The sequence below is a fragment of the Salinivibrio sp. IB868 genome (assembly GCF_001995655.1).
Classification (GTDB): Bacteria; Pseudomonadota; Gammaproteobacteria; order Enterobacterales; family Vibrionaceae; genus Salinivibrio; species Salinivibrio siamensis.
Genome location: NZ_MUEW01000002.1, coordinates 80,326 through 102,147, shown reverse-complemented (window position 1 = coordinate 102,147; position 21,822 = coordinate 80,326). Strand labels below are relative to the sequence as shown.

Here is a 21,822-nt window from a genome sequence, read left to right as displayed (position 1 = left end):
TTTTACTACAAATTTGATTGTGAAAGGCAAATAAGGCCACTACAATGCGCGTCAATTTCTAATCTCAATGTAAGGTGTCGGGTTGTATGTTGTTATTGACGCTTTATGTCATAGGCATTACCGCGGAAGCCATGACAGGCGCGCTCAGTGCCGGGCGAAAACACATGGACTGGTTTGGGGTGATGTTTGTCGCTAGTGCCACCGCTATCGGAGGCGGGACAGTCCGCGATATTCTTTTTGGCCACTACCCTCTAACCTGGGTCGCTAACCCACACTTTCTCGTGATCACCTGCCTCGCCGGCTTGATCACGCCATGGATTGCCAGTTGGGTTGCTCGCAATTATAAACTCTTTGTTACCCTAGATGCACTGGGCCTTGCCGCTTTTAGTATTATCGGTTGCCGTGTGGCGATGGATATGGGGTTACACCCGTTAATTTGCATGGTTTCATCCTTGATTACCGGTATTTTTGGTGGGCTATTGCGCGACTTGATCTGTCGTCAATCGCCTATGGTATTGCACAAAGAGCTGTATGCCTTGGTCGCCTTTGTCACCGGTGCGCTCTACTTTAGTTTGATTCGACTTGATGTCGGTGAACTGATTGCGACCGTCGCCAGTTTAGTGATTGGTTTTGGATTCCGAATGGCGGCTGTTCGCTTTAGCTGGTCGTTACCGGTTTTCCGCTTTGAAGCCCCTTCCTCTCTACACTGATAAAAAAACCGCACAACGTAGTGCGGTTTTTGTCTGTCGCGTGAGAAGAAAGCGCTGTTAAGTGCTGGGGTTATCGCCCATTTGTCCACGATGACGCAGCAAGTGGTCCATCAACACAATCGCCACCATCGCTTCGGCAATCGGCACGGCACGGATACCCACACACGGGTCATGACGACCACGCGTCACCACATCCGCGGATTCACCGTGAACATCAATACTCTTGCCCGGCACGGTAATGCTCGAAGTGGGTTTGAGCGCTAAATGTGCCACCAATGGCTGGCCTGAAGAGATCCCACCGAGAATGCCACCAGCATGGTTTGAGGCAAACCCTTCAGGGTGAATTTCATCGCGATGTTCACTGCCACGCTGCTGCACCACATCAAAACCATCACCAATTTCGACCCCTTTTACCGCATTGATCCCCATTAGCGCATGGGCAATATCTGCATCTAAGCGATCAAATACCGGCTCACCTAGGCCTACCGGCAGATTCTCCGCCACCACGGTCAGTTTGGCACCAATTGAGTCGCCGTCTTTTTTGAGCTGACGGATAAGTGCATCTAACTCCTCGAGCTTATTTGCGTCCGGGCAGAAGAAGGGGTTTTGCTCGACTTGCGCCCAATCGACCGTGTCTATGGTCACCTCTCCCATCTGCGCCAAGTAAGCACGCACTTGAATGCCATGTACTTGCGCGAGGTATTTTTTAGCCACCGCGCCTGCAGCCACGCGCATCGCCGTTTCACGCGCTGACGAGCGACCACCGCCGCGGTAGTCGCGGATGCCGTATTTATGATGATAGGTAAAATCCGCATGACCGGGACGAAACACATCTTTGATTTTGGAGTAGTCTTTCGAGCGCTGGTCGGTGTTTTCGATCATCAACCCGATCGATGTCCCCGTGGTTTTCCCCTCAAACACCCCAGAAAGGATTTTCACCGCATCCGGTTCACGACGCTGTGTGGTGTATTTCGACGTGCCGGGACGACGGCGATCGAGATCATGCTGCATATCCGCTTCGCTCAGTGCTAACCCCGGCGGGCAGCCGTCAATAATCGCCCCCAACGCAACGCCGTGGCTTTCTCCAAAGGTCGTGACGCGAAATATCTGTCCTATCGTGTTGCCTGCCATGCCTTCCTCTACTTGCCTGATGGGCATTGTTGTATTTTTGCGTACTTTGTTAGCAATTAACCATAAAGCAACCAAAGACGCAAAAAAAATCCAGGCGCATGAGGCAACGCTTGTCAGTGATAGAGAATAAAAAAGCCAGCTCGAGGCTGGCTTTATGTCGAAAAGACGCCTTGCCGCTAATCGCGATAAAGCGCAAATTCATCGGCACACGCAACGAGGTCTTGGCGGCTGATCATAAACACGCCATGACCGCCGTTTTCGAACTCAATCCAGTGCAAAGGCAAATGACCATACTGCTCTTGCATATGCACGATCGAGTTGCCGACTTCACAGACCAATACGCCCTCTTCTGTGAGATAATCGGGGGCATTAGCAAGCATACGCCGTACTAACTTTAAGCCATCCGTGCCGGCGGCAAGCCCCAGCTCAGGTTCATGGCGAAACTCATCCGGTAAGTCGTCCATATCCTCCGCGTCAACATACGGTGGGTTGCTCACAATTAAGTCGTATTTATCGTGCGGGACATCTTTTAGTAAATCCGATCGCATCGGGATCACTTGCTCTTCCAAGCCATGATCCTGAATATTGATTTCAGCCACATCCAGCGCGTCGGTGGAAATATCCACCGCATCGATCTCTGCCTCAGGGAACGCATAAGCACACGCGATAGCGATACAACCACTGCCCGTGCACAAATCCATAATCCGGCGAGGCGGGTGAGGCAAGATGCCAGCGAATTCTTGCTGGATAAGCTCACCAATCGGTGAACGTGGAACGAGCACGCGCTCGTCGACAAAAAACTCTAAGCCACAGAAATACGCTTTGTTGGTCAGATAGGCAACCGGTGTTTTATCATTGATACGTGCAATGACACGCTCAACAATACGATGCTTTTCACTGGTGGTCAGACGCGAAAAGCGCGTTTCTGAGGGCACATCGATCGGCAAGTAGAGTGTCGGTAAGACCAGCTGTACCGCCTCATCCCACGCGTTATCGGTGCCGTGGCCATAAAACAAGCCTGCCGCATTGAAACGACTGACGGTCCAGCGCAGCATGTCTTGCAGCGTATGTAACTCGCTGACCACCTCTTCAGTAAAAATCGTATCCACATTGGCCTCCATCGGCTTCATGCAATTGGGGGTCGCCCTTTGACGCGAGGTCAGTACAATAAGCAGCATTTTGAGCTGGCTGAATGTACAATTCAGGTCATCACCTCGGGGACAGTTTTTATGAGCAAAAAACCATCGATGACGGAAGAGGACTTGGCGCTATTCCGTGATGCCGTCAAAGGCGCAAAAAAGTTGAAGCAGGATACCATAAACCCGCCACAACGCCAGACGACCAAAACGCGCAAACAACGTCAGTTTGAGCGACAGAGTAGCGATCATGCGTTTTACTTTTCCGATGAGTTCGAGCCGCTGCTCAGTGAATCGGGTCCGATGCAGTACGCCCGCCAGGATGTCTCTAAATACGAGGTCAAGCGGCTTCGCCGTGGTGTGTATGTGCCCGATATCTATCTCGATTTACACGGGATGACCCAAACAGAAGCCAAACGAGAGCTGGGGGCGATGCTCGCGGCCTGTGTGAAAGACGGTATTCGTTGCGCCAGCGTAATGCACGGGATTGGTAAACGCGTACTCAAAGACAAAATTCCACTGTGGCTAGCACAACACCCCAATGTGATGGCGTTTCACCAAGCCCCACGTGAGTTTGGTGGGGATGCCGCCTTGCTGGTGTTGATTGAAGTGCCTGAACGCTAAAGCAACCTGTCGCTAAAGAAACAGGTCAGCATCAAGCCGCTTTATCTATTTCGGATTCAAAAGCTGTCGTGGTGACATATGCGCACTCAGCGACGCCTGATGGGTCGTGACGTCCACTTCTATCATGGCCATGGCTGAGGTCGCAAACATTGGCGGTTGCCCCTCTTGCACCCACTCGTTAGTGAGGTATCCGACTAAGGGCAGATGAGAGACCACCAAGACCACGTCGAGCGTCTCAACCTCTATCATTGCATTGACATAATCATAGACACGATCACTTTGCCCATAAGGGGTGATCTCTTCTTCCGTGATCACCTCTTTTGCATCGGGTAATAAAGGCGCACATACCTGCCATGTCTGTTGCGCACGTAAGTAAGGGCTCACCAACACTTTATCAATCACTTTTCCATCTAATTGTTGGTTCAGCCACGTCGCCATCTGTTTACTTTGTTGTTCACCATTGGCAGTTAGCGCGCGGTCGCTATCACTGGCCGCAAATGCTTGCGCTTCGCCATGACGCATTATGATTACTTTCATCGCCTTAATACCCACATTCATATGCCAAGATTGGCTGCATGCTATCAAGATGAACCGCAAAAGACCAAATAAGTGGTTTGCGACTCTGGTCACTGGTAGTCATACTTACTACTAACTTATTTACTCTGATAGTGAGATGCTTGTGCACGTTAGCCCTAACGACCATAAACACTACCGTTATATCACGCTTCCTAACGCATTACGTGTCTTATTGGTGAATGACCCATATGCGCATCGTAGTGCCGCAGCATTGTCAGTGAATGTCGGTCACTTCCACGATCCAGACGAGCGACAAGGGCTGGCCCACTTTCTTGAGCATATGCTTTTTTTGGGGACTGAGCAGTACCCCGTCATCGGTGACTTTCAGCGCTTTATTAGCCAGCATGGTGGCCACAATAACGCGTGGACAGGCACAGAACACACTACCTTCTTTTTCGATATTCGCCCCCGCCAGTTCGCCGCGAGCTTAGATCGCTTCAGCGCATTTTTCATTTCACCGCGTTTTGATGCTGATGCCGTGGATAAAGAGCGCCAATCGGTCGACGCCGAGTATCGCATGAAGCTCAATGACGACGTGCGACGTATCTATCAAGTTCATAAAGAAACCATCAACCCCAACCATCCATTTGCCAAGTTCTCCGTTGGCAGTGTCGAGACGCTCGCGGACCGCGATGACTCCAATGTGCGTGATGATCTCATCGCCTTTTACCAAGCTAACTACAGCGCCAATCTTATGACACTGGCATTGACCGGGCCACAGTCATTGGATGAGCTTGATCGCTTCGCGAAACAATATTTTTCCGCCATTGCCAACCATCACTACCCCGAACTTGCCATCAATGCGCCCTTAGTCACCAAAAATGAGCAGCATCAATGGGTGAGCATTGAACCTTTAAAAGACGTTCGTAAGCTCACCTTGGCGTTTTCTGTCCCTGAAAGTCCCGAGCAATACCGCACTAAGCCTTTGTCTTACATTGCCCATTTATTGGGGTATGAGGGGCCAGGGAGTTTAATGTCACTATTAAAAAATAAGGGCTATATCAACACCTTGTCTGCGGGTGGTGGGATCAGCGGGCGAGATTTTCGTGAATTTACCCTCGGTTTTTCGTTGACGCCATTAGGGCTTAGCCATCTCGACGACATTATTGCCTATGTTTTTCAAGCCATTGCCCTCATTCGGCGCGATGGATTACAACCTTGGCGTTATCAAGAAAAACGACAAGTCCAAGAGCTGGCATTTCATTACCAAGACCCGCACCGACCCATTGATACCGTCAGTCATTTGGTGATGAACATGCAGCATTATGCGCCAGCCGATCTTCTGTATGGCGACTACATGATGACAGGGTTTGATCGCCACCAGATTCAAGCCATGCTACAACATATGAGCGTCGATAATCTTCGCGTGATGCTGGTTGCCAAAGGGCTAAGTTACGATCAGTGCGCCGATTGGTATCACACGCCCTACGCGGTGAAACGCTTTTCTACGCAACAAATTGCCAAATGGAAAACCGATTACATTTCACCGGCACTGACACTGCCTGACCCCAACCCTTATATTGCCGATGCCCTGCATCCACTGGCTATCGAGCAAGATGCCAGCGAGGTACCAAGCTTAATTGAAGCGCTACCTGGTTTCCGCCTTTGGCATGGCCAAGAACCCCACTTTCGCGTGCCTAAAGGCCACATCTATATCGCCATCGATAGCCCACATGCCGTGGCGACGGTGAAAAACATTGTCATGACCCGTTTAAGTGTTGAAATGTTGCTCGAAGCCCTAAATGAGCAAGCCTATCAGGCTGAAATTGCGGGAATAAATTACAATTTATACGCGCACCAAGGTGGGGTAACGCTGACACTCAGTGGCTTCAATGACAAGCAGCCGCTATTGCTCGAACTTATCTTGAAAACCTTCTCTCAGCGCAGTTTCAACCCTGAGCGCTTCGAGACCATAAAAGCGCAGCTGCAACGCAGCTGGGAAAACGCAGAAAAGAACAAGCCGCTGAGCCAATTATATAACAGCATGACCGGGCTGCTTCAGCCTAATAATCCACCGTATCACGCCCTTTTAGCGGCATTGGAAACGGTGACCCTGAGTGACTTACCTGACTTTGTCGATGCCATGCTCGCCACCTTGCATGTCGATATGTTTATGTATGGTAATTGGCACCGCCATCATGCCAAGGCCTTAGCAGAAACTGTCAAAGACAGTTTGCGCGTGAAAGGACAAGCGTATCAGGAGTCTGTGCGTCCGTTGACCTTACTAGAGGGCGTCGGTACCGTTAGTTTTGAGCGCCCTCTTGCGCATGCTGAGTCAGCACTTTTAGTGTATTACCAAAGCCCATCGACCGACCCTCAAGCTGTGGCGACCTACACCTTGGCCAACCACCTGATGTCGGCGACTTTTTTCAACGAACTGCGCACCAAACAGCAATTAGGTTATATGGTTGGTGCTAATAACTTACCGCTAAACCGCCACCCTGGACTGATTTTTTATGTGCAGTCCCCCATGGCAGGCCCCAACCAGTTAATGGCAGCGATTGACGACTTTCTCAATGCTTTTTTCATGGTGCTGTTAGAAATGACGGAGGCAAGCTGGCAAAGCAGCAAGCAAAGCTTATTGGCACAAGTGAGAGAGCCGGATAATAACCTACGAGCTCGCGCTCAACGTTACTGGATCAGTATTGGCAACAAAGACTATCAATACCAACGTCGCGAGCAGGTTGCAGAGGCGATGGCGACACTCAGTCGCGCGGATATGGTGCGATTTGTGGTCAATACACTTAAACCGAGAACCGCAGATAGATTAGTCATGCACAGTTGCGGGACTGAACATCAACAAGATGCACACCTAGACGGTGCCTATCCGATTGCGGATATCGCTGCCTTCCGCGCTTTATGTCAGCGTAGTGAGGACTAATCTCCCAATCAATAGAAAGGGCAGCCACTGGCTGCCCTTTCTATCATTGGCTGGCTAACGGTTAGCTTTCGGGGTAAAACACCTGCCCTTCTTTGGCCATCACGGTTAAGCGCTCACAAGGAGCAAATCGTTCACCGTAACGATTTTGATGCTCGTTGAGCAAGTTGACCACACGGTCAATGCCGATATGGTCCATATAGCGGAAAGGTCCGCCCAAGAACGGCGGGAAGCCGATACCAAAGATCGCACCGATGTCACCGTCACGTGCAGAACGAATCACGCCCTCATCGAGGCATCGTGCCGCTTCATTGAGCATCATCAATACGCAGCGCTGCGCCACCTCATGACCGGACAACTGGGCGTTAAGGGTAATATTGAGCAAGCTGTAGACTTTCTTGTCGGCCTGCTTAGCCTTGCTGCCTTTTTTGCTGGCATCGTAGCGATAGAAGCCCTTACCTGTTTTACGCCCTTTGCGGTCGTCATTCAGCAGCACATCGAAAACATCCGGCGCTTCAAAACGCTCCCCAAGCTCTTGCGTCAGGATAGGCGCTATCTTAGCGCCAATATCAATGCCCACCTCATCAAGTAAGGTGATAGGCCCAACAGGGAAGCCAAAGTCCAATAGCGCGGTGTCGATATGCTCAATGCTTTCTCCAGCCAACAACACGCGCGCGGCCTCATTCATATAAGGGGCAAGGATCCGGTTGACGTAAAAGCCTGCGCTATCACCGACCACAATCGGCGTTTTACCTTGCTGGCGCGCCAGCTTAACTACAGTCGAAATCGTCTTATCACTGGTGTTTTTATGGGGGATCACCTCCACCAGTGGCATTTTTTCTACCGGGCTAAAGTAGTGCAAGCCCACAATGTTTTCCGGGCGCTGGCTGCCTTCAGCGATTTGGTGGATAGGCAATGACGAGGTATTGGTAGCAAAAATCGCGTCCTTCTCGGTGATGGACTCCATCTCTTCCACCATGCGGTGTTTAAGCGATAAATCTTCAAATACCGCTTCGATCACCACATCCGAGTTAGAGAGGGTCGTCGCCTGTGTATCGCCCGATAGCTGCATCATCGTCGCTTGCAGCTCGGCCTTACTGAGCTGTTTACGCTTGCGTTTTTTGTCCAGCAGTTGATAGCTATACCGCAGAGCATTCAAAATGCCATCTTCGCTCACATCTTTCACGCGTACGGGATAACCCGCTTTTGCGACCGAAACATGCGCAATCCCCGCGCCCATCAAGCCACCGCCAAGCACGCCAATACGACTGATATCGCTGGGCTCAGCATCGGCACCGTTTTCTTTTTTCATCGCGGTGGTCGCGAAGAAAATGCTACGAAGTGCTTTAGACTCCGACGTCATCACCAGCTCACCAAACTGGCGCGCTTCTTCCTCAAAGCCGGCTTTCAAACCTTTATCGAGGCCCTTTTTCACCACGGATAAAATGGCATCGGCGGCAGGGTAATTACCACGGGTTTTCGCTCGCGCTTTTTTGCCTGCTTGATCAAAGACGATGTTACGCCCAACCGCATTCCCACTCAGCATCCAGCTTTGCCAGCTGCGGTTGCGTTTTGGTTTCGATTTCTGCGCCAGCTGTTCGGCCACGTCGAGCAAAACGGTATCTGGCACACAGTCATCCACCACACCAAGCTTTTTCGCTTTTTTGGCGCGTAACTGTTTGCCCGTTAGCATCATATCGAGTGCGTCAGGCACACCGATAAGGCGAGGGAGTCGCTGTGTACCGCCCGAGCCTGGCAACAAGCCTAGTTGTACTTCTGGCAAGCCAAGGCGCGTTTTCTCCCAATCTGTGGCTACCCGGCTGTGACAGGCAAGCGCGAGCTCCAGCCCACCACCTAGGCAAGGGCCATGAATGGCGGCCACCACGTGAAATGGAAGCTTTTCAATGCGTGAAAACAGAGCCTGACCTTGCGCGGCAATATCGCGGGCTTGCTCGGCACTGTCACAGGCTTCGAGCATGCGCACGTCTGCACCGGCCACAAAGTTATCTGGCTTACCCGAGTGAATCACTAGCCCTTTCACGCTTTTATCGTTTTCGAGTTGGTCTAATACCGCGGAAACGCCCTCAACAAAGCTTGACTGCAGCGTATTCATGCTCTCGCCCGGCACATCAATGGTCAGCCAGGCTATTTGGTTATCAGCAACCGTTAAATGAAAGGCTTGATGGGTTTCTGTGGTCATTATTCTGCCTCCAAGATCATTGCTGCGCCTAGGCCACCTGCTGCACAGGCTGTGTTCAATGCTAATCCGCCGCCACGACGTTTTAATTCACGTAAGGTTTGGGTGATCATCCGCGCGCCTGTCGCGGCAAATGGATGGCCGTAGGCGATTGACCCCCCTAACACGTTGAATTTATCCATATCGATGTCACCAATCGCGCGGTCACGATTTAAATGCTCACGAGCAAAGGCGTCAGAGGCAAACATTTTAACATTGGATAAGGTTTGCGCAGCGAACGCCTCGTGCATATCAATCAAGGTTAAGTCCGCAAGAGAAATCCCCGCACGATCAAGCGCAAGTGGTGTGGCGTAAGAAGGGCCCATCAGCATGTCTTTTTCCACCCCGATGGCGGAGAACGCATACGAGCGAATGTAACCGAGCACCTCAAGACCCAATGCTTTCGCGCGACTTTCTGGCATCATCAATACCGCAGCCGCACCATCAGTCAGCGGCGTGCTATTGGCCGCCGTGACCGAGCCATGCTTACGGTCGAATGCAGGACGCAACTTAGCGTAGTCCTCCAGCGTGGAGTCGGGGCGCAGGTTATTATCTTGTGCAATCCATGTTTTGTAAGGTTCGGGATAGGCCGTCATCACTTCATCGCTGAGCAAGCCTTCATCCCAAGCTTTGCTCGCCAGTTGATGGGAGCGCAGCGCTAGCGCATCTTGCTCTTTGCGTGGGATCTGATGCGACTTTGCCATTTGCTCGGCCGTTTGCCCCATGCTCAGCCCCGTCGAATATTCAGCCACGGCGGGCGGAACCGGAGCCAGATCTTTCACCGAAAGCTTACTGAGCAGCTTTAATCGCTTGCTCATGGTTTTCGCCTTGCTCAAGTCTAGTAATGTCCGCGCCAGTTTTTTGCTAACGCCGATGGGCAGTACGGATGATGAATCCGCCCCGCCGGCAATACCCACTTGAATAGTGCCTGCAACCATACTCTCTGCCACATTGGCGACCGCCTGAAAGCTGGTGGCACAGGCACGCGTGACACTGTAGGCATCGGTGTGAATATCCATGCCGGTACCTAGCACGATTTCGCGAGCAATGTTTGGCGCTTCAGGCATTTGCACCACCTGACCAAACACCACTTGATCAATGTCTTTCGGGGAAATACTGCTTCGGTTGAGCATCTCTTGTACCACCATTTTGCCGAGATCGACCGCTGGCACGTCAGTATAAGCGGTTGATTGGCGGGCAAAGGGTGTGCGTAGCCCAGACACAATAGCAATGCGATCACCATTGCTGGTTTTGAGGTGTTGCTGAGACGTCATCACTGCTCCTTAGGATGTTCTACAGGTCTGACCACAAGTGTAACCAAATTGTTACCAGCTTAAAACATCCGTTTTAATTGATTGGTAAGATTGCCAACAGGCGCACAGATCCGCTACCCGTGTCACCACAATGGTTCATGGTAAACCAACGGAGAAGCAAATAAAAAAAGGGGCCTTGCGCGAACGCAGGCCCCAAAAATATTGGAAAGCAAAACGATAATCTGGGAAGTGTGCAGTGCTTTTCCCGCACCCAGATCCGAACAGAAAGTCATATCATTCAAAAAGGAAACGCCGTTCACTCAACCTCACGAGTGTCGACACATGGCCGATAACGACAGGAGTCACTTTACCGACTTGTCGGGTTCTAATATTGAAACAGATCAAACTTGTACCGATTTTTCACCTAAGATGAAATAAAATGACAAATCACTCGGTCTTTATAGGCTGACTAATCCATGGATAAAGGCTCATCCGGTATGACCCGACAAGCACGATACGAGGCATTGGTGCGCGCATGGCATCGTGACCTCTACCGCTATGCCTACTGGTTAGCAAAAGACCCGCATATCGCGGAAGACTTGGTGCAAGAAACCTGCTTACGCGCTTGGCGCTCGTTAGACAGTTTGCAAGATGACAAGGCAGCCAAAGCCTGGCTAATCACCATTTTGCGCCGAGAGAATGCGAGGCGCTTCGAACGGAAGCAGTTTGACCATGTGGACATTGACGATGGCGAATTGGAAGACAAAACGCGACCCAGCGAAGAAGCGTCCATGGAACAACGCTGGCTACACCGGCAGATTGCCGCTTTATCACCGGAATATCGCGAGCCCTTGGTCTTACAAGTAATTGCCGGTTTTAGCGGCGACGAAATCGCCCAAATCTTGGATTTGAACAAAAACACAGTGATGACTCGTCTTTTTCGCGCTCGCGCCCAACTTAAAGAAGCACTGGATACCGCCGCAACCTCAGGAGGCCAACAGTATGGACGATCTTGAATTTCGCCGCCGCCTACTTGCAGACCCTTATGATACCGATCCTGAGTTGCAAGCCGCCAAAACTGAGTCCACCCACCACCAGCGTTATGCGGACGATATCGCGGAGTTGGACAGTAAAATCGACCAGGCGCTTCGCGTTGAGGTGCCTGAAGATTTGCCCGATAAAATTTTGTTTTCACAAACCACCGATGTGGCGCAACAGGTAAAACGTCCTCGCTGGCACCTTGCCATCGCGGCCTCTATTGCGTTTGTGTTTGGCATCGCGCTCGGTCAATTTAACTGGGGCAGTGCCACGCTGGATCTTAATCAAACGGCATTGGCGCACTATTATCACGAGCATGCTTTTATCGAAGGCATTAACGAGGGGGCGACCATTGAGCAAGTCAATGCGAAGTTACAACCGTTTGGCAAGGCCTTTAATGCGCTACCAGGCCAAGTCACTTACATCAACCATTGTAGTTTCGGTGATCACCATGCGTTGCACATGGTGATGGAAACGGATGGACAAGCGTATACGGTGTTTGTGGTGCCGTCTGCCAGTCAGGCACCCGCGCAGAAAAATGATGGCAAAATGCAAGCCATCAGCCGTCCAGTGCAATCGGCGAGCGTGATCGTGGTCGGCGAGGCAACAAGCGCTGCCGCCCCCATTGCCGAGCAACTGCAACAACAACTCACCCCCAGAGCGATCTAATCGCGCATTGTACGCCCTCTCGGCAGGCAGAGAGGGCGCATGCTGTGATTTTCCCTTCCGCGCCAACGACTTTTCGCCTCCTAATGTGTAACAGGTGTGCGCTGAGTTCATCCTTCGTCGCTTAAATCCCCGCCAACACAGCAGATAAAAACACTAAAAACTCGTTTTTTGTTGTTTCATTATTTTGTTTTTACCCTTTATCGTAGCGATAAATTGATTTACGCACGCGAGCTTTTACTCTAGGCCTCCCTTTATACAGCGAACAAGTAAGCAGATGAAAAATAATAAGATCGTTTATCTTGCCGTCGCCACCGCGCTCGGCTCTCTTTCCACGACCGCACACAGTGCCGGTTTTCAGCTCGCAGAAACCTCAGCAACCGGCCTTGGCCGCGCTTTCGCAGGGGAAGCAGCAATGGCGGATAACGCCAGTGCGCAATTTCGTAACCCTGCGCTATTAAGCTACCTTGCCGACACGCAAGTATCAGCCGGTGGCATCTACGTGAACCCTAACGTTGATATTGATGGGACAAACACAAACATCTCGAATGATAAAAAGACTGCAACGTCAACCGATGATGTTGCCCATGATGCCGTGATCCCTAATTTCTATTTTGTCCATCAAATCGACGATCGCTTTACCGCAGGCTTAGCCCTGGCGACCAACTTTGGCATGGAAACCGATTTAGGCAATGACTTTACTGGGACTCAGTTTGGTAACGAAGCGGCGGTGACTACCTTTGAAATCAACCCTAATATCGCTTGGAAAGCCACCGAGCAATTACGCCTCGGCGCCGGTCTTCGTTATGTGCTGGGGGAAGGCAGTATTGGAGCGAAAAGTAGCGCGCAATACGGCCCATATCCGAAAGGGACTACCCTTAAATACATGGAAGGCGATGATCGTGCTTGGGGTTGGCAATTGGGTGCTGTGTACGACATCAATGATAAGCACCGGGTCGGCGTTAACTATCGCTCAGAGGTTGATCTAACACTTGAGGGGCATGCCGAAGGGTTAAGCTATGACTCAAGTAATCCAAACCGTCACTACTCAGGCAGTATGGATCTCACCCTCCCCGCGACCGCCGAGCTCTCTTCGTTGCATCAACTGACTGAGCAGTGGGCGGTACACACCAGTATTAACTGGACCGAGTGGAGCAGCTTTGACAAACTCGAGGCGAACATTCCCTCCCTTTCGAGTGATCCAAAGATGGTGAAAGTAGAAAACTGGGAAGATAACTACCGCTTTGCCATCGGCACCACCTATCAGTGGGATCAGAAACTGACGTTGCGCTCAGGCGTTGCCTATGACACGTCGGCGGTAAGCGATAAAAACCGCACCCTGACTATCCCAGAAACTGACCGGACGTGGTTGAGTGTGGGCGCCGGCTATGACGTGACCCCCAAGCTCACGCTGGATGCGGCGTTTACCTATGTGTTTGCCAAAGATGCCCCGGTGAAAGAGCCGCGTGATGGTATTGAGTCCGACCAGTCAGGCTCAGCGTTTGGTGGTAACTTTGAAGGCGAAACCACCGGTAATGTGTGGTTAGTCGGCGTGCAAGCCAGCTATCGTTTCTAAGCATCACGCCTTATCCAACAAAAACACCACGGCTTTGGCCGTGGTGTTTTTTATCGCGTTTTACCTAACTCGCTTACGCTGATTTACGGAGCGGCATCGATATCATCGATAAAATCATCGAGAAACTCATCATCCAAAGCAGGTTGTTGCTCAAGCGCTTCATCCCCTTTGGCACGATAGCGGCGGTTTTGCAGGTAAGCCTCACGGGCAAACGCGTAAGGGTCCGGTGAGTTATCCAATTGCGACTCTTGAGACACTAACGCGGCGCGCGACTCCATCCCATCAAACATCCATTTTAAAACCGACTGCGGCAGGGTGAGTAACGCAAGCGGCGGATACAGGCCATCAACGACTTCGCCCGCGCCCTCTCTCACCGAGGTGGGGCCATAGCCAGGCAGCATAATGTACGCGCCCGTTCCCACATCATAGTGTCCGATCGCATCACCAAATTCGCGCTGATCATATTTTTGAATATCAGCCGCTGACGCGATATCAATCAAGCCACCCAAGCCAAAAAAGGTATTTATCCAAAAGCGGTTAAAATGGGTCGCGGCTTTCTCGCCTTCCAGCATGATCAAACTATTCAAAAAGCTGGCAGGCTCTTCGAGGTTGCCCAAAAAGTTAGAAATCCCGGTACGCACGGGGCTCGGCACATAATCGACATACGCAATCGAGACGGGGCGCGCGACATAGGGATCCAAGTAATCGTAATTGACCGTCCACATCGCACGGTTAAAGCCTTCTAGCGGGTCTTCAGGGTGCGGCTCTGCCCCTGGTGGACGTGATACACAACCGGTTAGCAGGCCAAGTACCGCCACCATCAAACACAGACGTTTCCACATTAAATGGCATTCCTCTACATAATGAAAGGCTGGGAATGCCCAGCCTTGCTAACAATGATGACTATTCTGTCTTGGTTATTGCTGTTTGTCGATAACCAGTTCAGCCTGGCTGCCCACGCTTACCTCAGAACTCTGCCCAATCCAATCACCTTGCTTGGTGGCCACATTGCCGTCTTGGTCAATCCGCGCCCGAATCACCACCTTATCATACGAGGATAACGCCTGATTAGGATTTAAGCTGTCAGTGTCTGCTAAATCTACAGACAAGGGAAACTTCGATAAAGGCAGGCGCTTGGCCGCGATTGGCATCGGTGAGTTTGCCGATGCATGCGCGGAAATAATCACCACGCCGTCCTGGGGTAACTGCACTTGCTGACCCAGTGCCACTGTTACCGCGACTTTCGCACCATCGGCGCTGTTAAGCGCTAGCTTCGCACGTGCGATCGACTGATCTAACGTCTGGTTACGCGGATCGTCACTGCCTATCAAGGTTTTCATCGCCTTCCACGTGGCAATGGCATCTTGATATCGCCCTTGCTCGAACGCTTGATAAGCGAGCAACGACATCGCCTGCAGATTAAAGGGATCCGCTTTCACCACGGATTTTAATAAATTCTGTGCCCGCACACTGTCTGCCTCATCACCGGCAAACAACAAGGCTTGCGCCAGCCCGACTTGAACATCAGGTTGTGAAGGCGCCAAGGCATAGGCTTTTTCCATTGCGCCCTTGGCCGTTTCACCGTCTCGATTAGCAAGGCCAATACGACCCAGCAACAGCCACCCTGTACTATCGGTCGGCTCATGCTGCAAGCGCGTGCGCAGCGCCAAGGTTAAGTCTTGCATCTCTTGTTGCGTCAGCGGCTGTTCATTGTCCAGTAGACGCTTGGACAATGACGGTAACTGTTGGGCAGTTTGTTGCCACTGCGCTACTTGGTTGGCACTGCCCTCAATGCCATATAAGCCGAAGCTAACCACCGCCAGCACGACTAAACCTGGCACCCACTGCATCGGCGTCAGGCGCAAATGACGCGCTTGTTTGGCTTTCTCCTTTTCTGGGATATCGTCCAGCAATGATTGCTGCAGATCCTGCCTCAGATCGCGTGCATTATCGATTAAGCCTTCAGCACTTTCCGCTTCAATTTCTTCCACACGGTCAAAGTAAAAGGCTTTATTGAGTGCATCACGGCTCCCCTGATGATCGTGCTCACTTTTTTGCCAAAGGGGCCACAAAAACATCACTGCGCCAAGGACAAAAAACACCAAGGTCGCGCCCCAAAACTCAATCATTTTGGCTCCTTATTTTGCTGGGTTGACGCATGCTCAGATGACGCCGGTTGCTCCGCGGGGGTATCCATGTTCGTTGCTGAGGTGCCTGCAGGTGAATCATCATCCCCTTCTGTCGATGACAACAGCGCATCGAGTCGTTGCTGCTCCTCATCGCTCAACGCGTGATTGATGGTCTGCTTGGCACGTCGGCTGCGCACTATCATCACCCCCACGCCAGACATCAGCACCAGCGCAGGCGCCAGCCATAGAATTACAGTTGATGCGGTGACGGGCGGATTGTAAGTCACAAAGTTGCCGTAACGTGCGATCATAAAGCTGCGAATCTCTTCATCCGTCCGACCTTGCTGTAACATTTGGTGCACTTTTTGGCGTAAATCCTGCGCAAGCTCGGCGTTAGAATCGGCAATGCTGTTATTTTGACACTTAGGACAGCGTAACTCACTGGTAAGGGCACGAAACCGAGCCTCTTGCTCGGCCGAGTCGAATTGGTACACGTCAATCGCACTCGCTAACGCCAAGGTCGCGCTCAGCCACAGCACGCTGAGTAGGATCAGTCGCTTCATCCGTCAACCTCCTTCAATGCGTCGAACTTCGGCTTGAGGGTCTCCTGCCAATTACGAGCGTTCACATCACCCACGTGCCGGTACTGAATCACGCCGTTTCCATCAATCAAAAACGTTTCCGGCGCACCGTACACACCCAAATCAAGCCCTAACATCCCATCACCGTCGTACAAACTAATCTGATAGGGGTTGCCCAGGTTGTTCAGCCATTTGACCGCTTTTTGCCTATCATCTTTGTAATTAAGCCCAATGATTTTTACCCCTTGCGCCGCCAGTTTATTCAAAAACTGGTGTTCGGCATAACAGGTCGGACACCAGGTGGCCCATACGTTAAGCAGCAGTGGTTCGCCTGTGAAAATGGCCTGGTCATACTCCTTGCTCGGCGTTTGTAGATCCTCGAGATGAAAAGCGGGCACGGGTTTACCGACCAAGACTGACTCCAGCTTAGTCGGATCATCCCCTTTGGCGTTGTTGTCGAGCTGAGCGACAAAAAAGCCCGCCAGTGCCGCAAACGCCAATAATGGCAAAAACCACAGTACCTTCTTCATACGCTGGCCTCCTGCTTGGGTACCCGCTTGCGACGAAACCGGTAGCGCTTATCGCTGATCGCCAGCGCACCGCCCAGCGCCATGACAATGGCACCAAACCAAATCCAACGCACAAAGGGTTTGTAGTAAAGTCGCATTGCCCATGAGCCATCAGGCAACTCTTCACCCATGGCGATGTATAGGTCACGCGTTAAGCCACGATCGATGGTCGCTTCAGTCATCATCGAGCGCTGCACTGAATAGAACCGTTTTTCGGCATCCAAATGGTTGATAAAGGTGTCACCACGGTATACATCAAACGAGGCCACGTAACCCTGGTAGTTAGGCCCTTGCTTGTCTGATAAGTCGGTAAACTTAAAGGTATAACCTTGCAAAGTGACGCTGCTGCCCGGCGCCATTTTGACATCACGCTCAATGTCATAATTCTCAACCATTGCCACCCCAATAATGGTGATCGCAAGGCCGATATGACCCAGCACCATGGCCCAATGGCTGCGCCCCAGTTTTTTAATCCCTACCGTAAAGGCATGACGATGGGTAGCACGCAAGTGAAGCTCATAGCCATGCAGGAAGGTGATCCACAGCGCCATGGTTACGCCCATTGCCGCCATCGCTTTGAAACTGTCCGCTAAGGTTGCGATGGCACCGACACCTAGAACAACAGCCGCAATACCACTCACGAGCATCGGTTTGGCTAAGGTTGACAGCTTGTCACGCTTCCAGCGAATCAAAGGTCCAATGCCGAGGAAAAAGGCAAACGGTAGCATCAGCCACGCAAACAGGAAGTTAAAGAAGGGCTCGCCAATCGACACCGAGCCAAGGCCCAACTGCTTGTGCACAAGCGGCAATAAGGTGCCAATGAGGACGATGACAAGCGCTGTCATTAACAAGGTATTGTTAACCAGCAAGGCATTTTCTCGTGAAATGAACGACACCTTTGTGCGCCCTTTGATCTCAGAGGCGCGCATCGCATAAAGCAGCAATGAACCGCCAATCACCACCACAAGAAAGCCAAGAATAAACAAGCCACGCGCCGGATCGGAGGCGAACGAATGCACTGATACCAGCACCCCGGAGCGCACCAAGAATGTCCCTAATAAGCTAAGTGAGAACGCAGAAATGGCGAGTAATACCGTCCACGCTTTAAAGGTGCCACGCTTTTCTGTCACAGCTAAAGAGTGCATCAAAGCGGTTCCCGCCAGCCAAGGCATAAATGAGGCGTTTTCGACCGGATCCCAGAACCACCAGCCGCCCCAGCCAAGCTCGTAATAGGCCCACCAAGAGCCGAGCGCGATGCCCAAGGTTAAAAATAACCATGCGGCGGTGGTCCAAGGACGCGACCAGCGCGCCCACGCGGTGTCCAAACGTCCCGCGAGCAGTGAACCAATAGCAAACGCAAAGGCGACCGAAAAACCTACATACCCCATGTACAAAATAGGAGGGTGCACAATGAGTCCCGGATCTTGCAACAATGGGTTGAGGTCACGCCCGTCGACGGGGAAATAAGGCAAGGTGCGGTCAAACGGGTTCGAGGTAAGAATAATAAACAACAAGAAACCGACCGAAATCATTCCCATCACGGCCAATACCCGTGCGACCGAAGACAACGGCATGCCGCGGCTAAATACCGCCACCGCCACGGTCCAAAGCGCCTGAATCAGCACCCAAAGTAACAGTGACCCCTCGTGCGCCCCCCAAACTGCGGTTAAGCGATAGTACCAAGGCAAGGCGCTGTTGGAGTTGCTCGCGACATAGGCCACCGTAAAGTCGTTGGTATAAAACGCCCAGCTCAATGCAATGAAGGAAAACAGCAACATGGCGAACATCCCCACCGAAAGAGGGCGCGCCATTTTCATCATCCCTTCATGGCCTTGATTGGCGCCATACAGCGGATAGAAACTCAATAACAGCGCCAGTCCCAACGACAGGATTAACGCATAATGCCCGAGCTCAACAATCATAACTGACTACCTTGTTTTTGCTCCTCTGTGTATTCAAGCGGCTGATGATTCTTTTCCATCGCCTCGGCTATCTCAGGCGGCATATACTCTTCATCATGCTTAGCCAACACCTCACTCGCTTTCACAGTGCGTGAGTTAACCAGCACGCCTTGGGCGACAATACCTTGCCCCTCCCGAAAAAGGTCCGGCAAAATACCTTCATACGTCACGGTGACGGCGGGACCCACATCGGCAACGTCAAACTGAATTTGCAACGATTCCTGATCGCGCTTCACTGAACCTTCCACCACCATGCCGCCAATTCTTAAGCGCTGGCCCACCTCGGGCTTGCTTCCATCCGGCTTGCCTTGCACGATTTCAGTCGGTGTGTAGAACAGATCCATATTTTGGTTCAAGGCATACAAAACCAAACCGATAGTGGTCGAAACACCAATTAGCAACGCTAACGTGATCCACAACCGTTTTTTACGTCGGGGCGTCATAATGTGTTCTCCAGTGCTTGTGCATCTTTTATTCGCTGCTCACGGGCGATTTGCTGTTTGACCGCTTGCAGGCGTTTTTTATGTGTCCATCGATAACCAAGGATGAGTGCCAGCATCGCAGCCGCCGTGATACCAAATGCGCTCCAGACATAAGCGGCATAGCCTCCCATCGCTAAAAACGCACTAAAACTCTCAAAATGCATTATTTCCCCTCCGCCAGTGCACGTACCCAAGGCCGGTGAGACTCTCTTAATAAAATTTGATTACGCAGTCCCATCAAGGTCAAGGCGACAAAAAAGCAGGCAAAGCCTAATAAACAAACAAGTAACGGCCAAAGCATCCCAGGGTCGATCGAGGGGCGGGCAAACTTAGTGATCGTGGCGCCTTGATGCAGCGTGTTCCACCATTCAACCGAAAAGTGGATAATAGGCAGGTTAATCACCCCCACCATCGCCAAGATCCCCGCCGCTTGCGAGGCCGTGCGTGCATCGTCAAACGCGTTATACAAAGCCATGACACCAATGTAGAGGAACAATAGAATTAACTCAGACGTGAGGCGTGCATCCCACACCCACCACGCGCCCCACATGGGCTTGCCCCAAATGGCCCCAGTGACTAAGGCGATAAAGGTGAACACGGCCCCCACTGGTGCAATAGCACCCACCGCCCAATCCGCCATTTTTAACTGCCAAACACGACCAATAAACGCCGCGATGGCCATCGACATATAGGCGCCCATCGACCAAATAGCGGCAGGGACATGAATATAGATAATGCGAAAACTATCGCCTTGTTGGTAGTCTGCTGGCGCGAAGGCTAAGCCCCAAACCATGCCCACAACCAAGCTCAAGCCTGCCAACACAGCAAACCAAGGGAGAAGTTTTCCACACAGCCGGTAGCTCACTTCCGGCTTTGCGTAAGGGTGAAGCCACTTCCACATGACAATTGCTCTACTTCCTGATTAATAATTAGTTCACGCTCACACGCAACGCGGCGGCGATAGCAAAGGGGGCCAGGGTGACGGACCCAGCCAACATGGCGCCAAGGATCGCCAGCTGTCCATTGATGTCTGCACCGAATCCCGCCATATCAATTGCTGAGGTGGCAAAAATCAGTACAGGAATATAAAGCGGGAGGATCAGCAAGCTCAGAAGAACACCTCCCTTGCGAAGACCCACTGTTAAGGCAACCCCGATCGCGCCAACAAAACTCAATGTGGGCGTGCCCAACAATAGGGTCATCACCACCGCTTGATACTGGACCCCATCTAGCGATAGCAATAACGCCAACACTGGGCTGACTAATAACAAGGGCAAGCCGGTCAATAACCAGTGGGCAATGACTTTAGCAATCACTAACAGCGGCAAGGGGACGGGCATCAACATCATTTGCTCAAGCGACCCATCAAGGTAGTCATCACGGAACAAACGCTCAAGTGACAGCAGTGCAGACAGTAATGCCGCGACCCAGATAATGCCGGGGGCGATGGTCTGCAGTAACTGAGGGCCAGGCCCAACACCGAGCGGGAATAAGGTGATCACAATAATAAAAAACCACAAAGGGTTGAGACTATCAGCCGGCTGACGAAAAGCGACTTTTAACTCTCGGCGAATAATCAACCACATCGCTTTGATCATTGCGCCCCCAAACGAATACGACGCAATAGCGGGTGACCCACAAACATGTCCTGGTGAGTGGTAAATAGCACCATTCCGCCTTGTTGCACATGCCGCTCAAACACAGCTTCAAGCACTTTCACCCCTTGTTTATCAATCGCCGTCAGCGGCTCATCGAGAATCCACAATCGCCGGTCACTTAACCAAAGCCGTGCGAGGGCAACGCGCCGGTTTTGTCCCGCAGACAGCTGTCCCGCGGGGATATCCTCACGCCCCGCCAAACCGACCTTGGCAAGTGCTTGCCAAATTGCATCATGATCACACCGTCCATGCATCTGCATGTAATAGGCCAGATTTTCAAACGCGGTGAGTTCGCGCTTGACCCCTGTGGTATGACCTAAAAAAAGAAGATCGCGATAAAAGGCATCGCGTTGTTGGGTGATCGCCTGCTGCTGCCAACAGACCTCGCCACTGTCCGCCAACCCAAGGCCAGCGATGATACGCAATAATGTGGTTTTGCCTGCTCCATTTGGGCCTTCTACTTGTACGAGATCACCAGGAGCCAGAGAGAATGTCAGCGCATCAAACAACACTCGGTCATCACGAACACAGCAAAGCTGTTTCACTTCCAACATGACAAATGTTGCATCCTGCTTGTGTTACAAAAGTGGACGCATAGTACCACAATGGTCAAAATGA

Annotated in this window: 21 protein-coding genes; 6 read left to right on the top strand and 15 right to left on the bottom strand. The window is 51.7% G+C overall.

Annotation, left to right across the window (positions count from 1 at the left end; translation table 11 throughout):
• Positions 1–86: 86 nt before the first annotated feature.
• Positions 87–710 (top strand): trimeric intracellular cation channel family protein, encoded by a 624-nt coding sequence (locus BZG20_RS02535; RefSeq protein WP_046074903.1) that lies wholly within the window; start codon positions 87–89, stop codon positions 708–710.
• A 57-nt stretch (positions 711–767) separates the two neighbouring features.
• On the opposite strand, the gene aroC is transcribed toward BZG20_RS02535, so the two are convergent.
• Together aroC and prmB are read right to left on the bottom strand one after the other, a co-directional pair.
• A complete protein-coding gene (aroC, locus tag BZG20_RS02530; RefSeq protein ID WP_077578030.1) occupies positions 768–1,841 on the bottom strand; it encodes a chorismate synthase in 1,074 nt (357 codons plus the stop codon).
• 176 nt (positions 1,842–2,017) lie between these two features.
• Positions 2,018–2,950: a 50S ribosomal protein L3 N(5)-glutamine methyltransferase gene (prmB, locus tag BZG20_RS02525; protein ID WP_046075040.1), complete on the bottom strand. Its 933-nt coding sequence runs from the start codon at positions 2,948–2,950 to the stop codon at positions 2,018–2,020.
• A 120-nt stretch (positions 2,951–3,070) separates the two neighbouring features.
• Between prmB and smrB the strand changes: the two genes are divergently transcribed.
• Entirely contained in the window at positions 3,071–3,601 is a 531-nt protein-coding gene (gene smrB, locus BZG20_RS02520) for an endonuclease SmrB (RefSeq protein ID WP_046074905.1), read from the top strand.
• Positions 3,602–3,646: 45 nt separating this feature from the next.
• Here the strand turns inward: smrB and sixA are convergent, their stop codons facing one another.
• On the bottom strand, positions 3,647–4,138 hold the full coding sequence (gene sixA, locus BZG20_RS02515) for a phosphohistidine phosphatase SixA (RefSeq protein ID WP_077578029.1): 492 nt from the start codon (positions 4,136–4,138) through the stop codon (positions 3,647–3,649).
• 142 nt (positions 4,139–4,280) lie between these two features.
• On the opposite strand from sixA, the gene BZG20_RS02510 reads away from it, so the two are divergent.
• Positions 4,281–7,058, top strand: coding sequence for an insulinase family protein (locus BZG20_RS02510; RefSeq protein WP_077578144.1), 2,778 nt, complete (start codon positions 4,281–4,283; stop codon positions 7,056–7,058).
• A 61-nt stretch (positions 7,059–7,119) separates the two neighbouring features.
• Here BZG20_RS02510 and fadJ read toward each other — a convergent pair whose 3' ends face one another.
• Both fadJ and fadI read right to left on the bottom strand, forming a co-directional pair.
• Positions 7,120–9,255, bottom strand: coding sequence for a fatty acid oxidation complex subunit alpha FadJ (fadJ, locus tag BZG20_RS02505; protein WP_077578028.1), 2,136 nt, complete (start codon positions 9,253–9,255; stop codon positions 7,120–7,122).
• The gene (gene fadI / locus BZG20_RS02500; protein WP_077578027.1) at positions 9,255–10,565 is read right to left on the bottom strand and encodes an acetyl-CoA C-acyltransferase FadI; all 1,311 of its coding nucleotides are present in this window, start codon (positions 10,563–10,565) and stop codon (positions 9,255–9,257) included. Before fadI ends, fadJ begins: the two co-directional genes overlap by 1 nt.
• 476 nt (positions 10,566–11,041) lie before the next feature.
• Here fadI and BZG20_RS02495 point away from each other — a divergent pair, with 476 nt between their 5' ends.
• The 3 genes from BZG20_RS02495 to BZG20_RS02485 all read left to right on the top strand — a co-directional run bounded on the left by BZG20_RS02495 (position 11,042) and on the right by BZG20_RS02485 (position 13,824).
• The gene (locus BZG20_RS02495) at positions 11,042–11,560 is read left to right on the top strand and encodes a sigma-70 family RNA polymerase sigma factor (protein ID WP_046074910.1); all 519 of its coding nucleotides are present in this window, start codon (positions 11,042–11,044) and stop codon (positions 11,558–11,560) included.
• The gene (locus tag BZG20_RS02490) at positions 11,547–12,251 is read left to right on the top strand and encodes a DUF3379 family protein (RefSeq protein ID WP_046074911.1); all 705 of its coding nucleotides are present in this window, start codon (positions 11,547–11,549) and stop codon (positions 12,249–12,251) included. The genes BZG20_RS02495 and BZG20_RS02490 overlap by 14 nt, the downstream gene beginning before the upstream one ends.
• A gap of 274 nt (positions 12,252–12,525) precedes the next feature.
• On the top strand, positions 12,526–13,824 hold the full coding sequence (locus tag BZG20_RS02485) for an outer membrane protein transport protein (RefSeq protein WP_077578025.1): 1,299 nt from the start codon (positions 12,526–12,528) through the stop codon (positions 13,822–13,824).
• 83 nt (positions 13,825–13,907) lie between these two features.
• Here the strand turns inward: BZG20_RS02485 and BZG20_RS02480 are convergent, their stop codons facing one another.
• The 10 genes from BZG20_RS02480 to ccmA all read right to left on the bottom strand — a co-directional run bounded on the left by BZG20_RS02480 (position 13,908) and on the right by ccmA (position 21,758).
• Positions 13,908–14,666 (bottom strand): MlaA family lipoprotein, encoded by a 759-nt coding sequence (locus BZG20_RS02480; RefSeq protein WP_077578024.1) that lies wholly within the window; start codon positions 14,664–14,666, stop codon positions 13,908–13,910.
• A 75-nt stretch (positions 14,667–14,741) separates the two neighbouring features.
• Positions 14,742–15,953, bottom strand: a complete 1,212-nt coding sequence (gene ccmI / locus BZG20_RS02475) for a c-type cytochrome biogenesis protein CcmI (protein ID WP_077578023.1) — start codon at positions 15,951–15,953, stop codon at positions 14,742–14,744.
• Positions 15,950–16,516, bottom strand: coding sequence for a cytochrome c-type biogenesis protein (locus BZG20_RS02470; protein WP_077578022.1), 567 nt, complete (start codon positions 16,514–16,516; stop codon positions 15,950–15,952). Before BZG20_RS02470 ends, ccmI begins: the two co-directional genes overlap by 4 nt.
• Positions 16,513–17,064: a DsbE family thiol:disulfide interchange protein gene (locus tag BZG20_RS02465; RefSeq protein WP_077578021.1), complete on the bottom strand. Its 552-nt coding sequence runs from the start codon at positions 17,062–17,064 to the stop codon at positions 16,513–16,515. The genes BZG20_RS02470 and BZG20_RS02465 overlap by 4 nt, the downstream gene beginning before the upstream one ends.
• The gene (locus tag BZG20_RS02460) at positions 17,061–19,025 is read right to left on the bottom strand and encodes a heme lyase CcmF/NrfE family subunit (RefSeq protein WP_077578020.1); all 1,965 of its coding nucleotides are present in this window, start codon (positions 19,023–19,025) and stop codon (positions 17,061–17,063) included. Before BZG20_RS02460 ends, BZG20_RS02465 begins: the two co-directional genes overlap by 4 nt.
• Positions 19,022–19,507, bottom strand: coding sequence for a cytochrome c maturation protein CcmE (gene ccmE / locus BZG20_RS02455; protein WP_046074918.1), 486 nt, complete (start codon positions 19,505–19,507; stop codon positions 19,022–19,024). The genes BZG20_RS02460 and ccmE overlap by 4 nt, the downstream gene beginning before the upstream one ends.
• Positions 19,504–19,710: a heme exporter protein CcmD gene (ccmD, locus tag BZG20_RS02450; protein WP_046074919.1), complete on the bottom strand. Its 207-nt coding sequence runs from the start codon at positions 19,708–19,710 to the stop codon at positions 19,504–19,506. The genes ccmE and ccmD overlap by 4 nt, the downstream gene beginning before the upstream one ends.
• Entirely contained in the window at positions 19,710–20,447 is a 738-nt protein-coding gene (locus BZG20_RS02445) for a heme ABC transporter permease (RefSeq protein WP_046074920.1), read from the bottom strand. The genes ccmD and BZG20_RS02445 overlap by 1 nt, the downstream gene beginning before the upstream one ends.
• A gap of 28 nt (positions 20,448–20,475) precedes the next feature.
• Positions 20,476–21,144: a heme exporter protein CcmB gene (ccmB, locus tag BZG20_RS02440; RefSeq protein WP_077578019.1), complete on the bottom strand. Its 669-nt coding sequence runs from the start codon at positions 21,142–21,144 to the stop codon at positions 20,476–20,478.
• The gene (ccmA, locus tag BZG20_RS02435; protein WP_077578018.1) at positions 21,141–21,758 is read right to left on the bottom strand and encodes a cytochrome c biogenesis heme-transporting ATPase CcmA; all 618 of its coding nucleotides are present in this window, start codon (positions 21,756–21,758) and stop codon (positions 21,141–21,143) included. The genes ccmB and ccmA overlap by 4 nt, the downstream gene beginning before the upstream one ends.
• Positions 21,759–21,822: the final 64 nt, after the last annotated feature.

Bases quoted from the DNA above. Each gene is read 5' to 3' on its own strand.
- BZG20_RS02470 (WP_077578022.1), bottom strand. From the start codon at position 16,516: ATGAAGCGACTGATCCTACTCAGCGTGCTGTGGCTGAGCGCGACCTTG.
- ccmD (WP_046074919.1), bottom strand. From the start codon at position 19,710: ATGCATTTTGAGAGTTTTAGTGCGTTTTTAGCGATGGGAGGCTATGCC.
- sixA (WP_077578029.1), bottom strand. From the start codon at position 4,138: ATGAAAGTAATCATAATGCGTCATGGCGAAGCGCAAGCATTTGCGGCC.
- ccmB (WP_077578019.1), bottom strand. From the start codon at position 21,144: ATGATCAAAGCGATGTGGTTGATTATTCGCCGAGAGTTAAAAGTCGCT.
- BZG20_RS02490 (WP_046074911.1), top strand. From the start codon at position 11,547: ATGGACGATCTTGAATTTCGCCGCCGCCTACTTGCAGACCCTTATGAT.
- BZG20_RS02485 (WP_077578025.1), top strand. From the start codon at position 12,526: ATGAAAAATAATAAGATCGTTTATCTTGCCGTCGCCACCGCGCTCGGC.
- BZG20_RS02465 (WP_077578021.1), bottom strand. From the start codon at position 17,064: ATGAAGAAGGTACTGTGGTTTTTGCCATTATTGGCGTTTGCGGCACTG.
- BZG20_RS02480 (WP_077578024.1), bottom strand. From the start codon at position 14,666: ATGTGGAAACGTCTGTGTTTGATGGTGGCGGTACTTGGCCTGCTAACC.
- BZG20_RS02445 (WP_046074920.1), bottom strand. From the start codon at position 20,447: ATGTGGAAGTGGCTTCACCCTTACGCAAAGCCGGAAGTGAGCTACCGG.
- smrB (WP_046074905.1), top strand. From the start codon at position 3,071: ATGAGCAAAAAACCATCGATGACGGAAGAGGACTTGGCGCTATTCCGT.
- ccmE (WP_046074918.1), bottom strand. From the start codon at position 19,507: ATGACGCCCCGACGTAAAAAACGGTTGTGGATCACGTTAGCGTTGCTA.
- fadJ (WP_077578028.1), bottom strand. From the start codon at position 9,255: ATGACCACAGAAACCCATCAAGCCTTTCATTTAACGGTTGCTGATAAC.
- BZG20_RS02535 (WP_046074903.1), top strand. From the start codon at position 87: ATGTTGTTATTGACGCTTTATGTCATAGGCATTACCGCGGAAGCCATG.
- ccmI (WP_077578023.1), bottom strand. From the start codon at position 15,953: ATGATTGAGTTTTGGGGCGCGACCTTGGTGTTTTTTGTCCTTGGCGCA.
- fadI (WP_077578027.1), bottom strand. From the start codon at position 10,565: ATGACGTCTCAGCAACACCTCAAAACCAGCAATGGTGATCGCATTGCT.
- ccmA (WP_077578018.1), bottom strand. From the start codon at position 21,758: ATGTTGGAAGTGAAACAGCTTTGCTGTGTTCGTGATGACCGAGTGTTG.
- BZG20_RS02460 (WP_077578020.1), bottom strand. From the start codon at position 19,025: ATGATTGTTGAGCTCGGGCATTATGCGTTAATCCTGTCGTTGGGACTG.
- BZG20_RS02495 (WP_046074910.1), top strand. From the start codon at position 11,042: ATGACCCGACAAGCACGATACGAGGCATTGGTGCGCGCATGGCATCGT.
- aroC (WP_077578030.1), bottom strand. From the start codon at position 1,841: ATGGCAGGCAACACGATAGGACAGATATTTCGCGTCACGACCTTTGGA.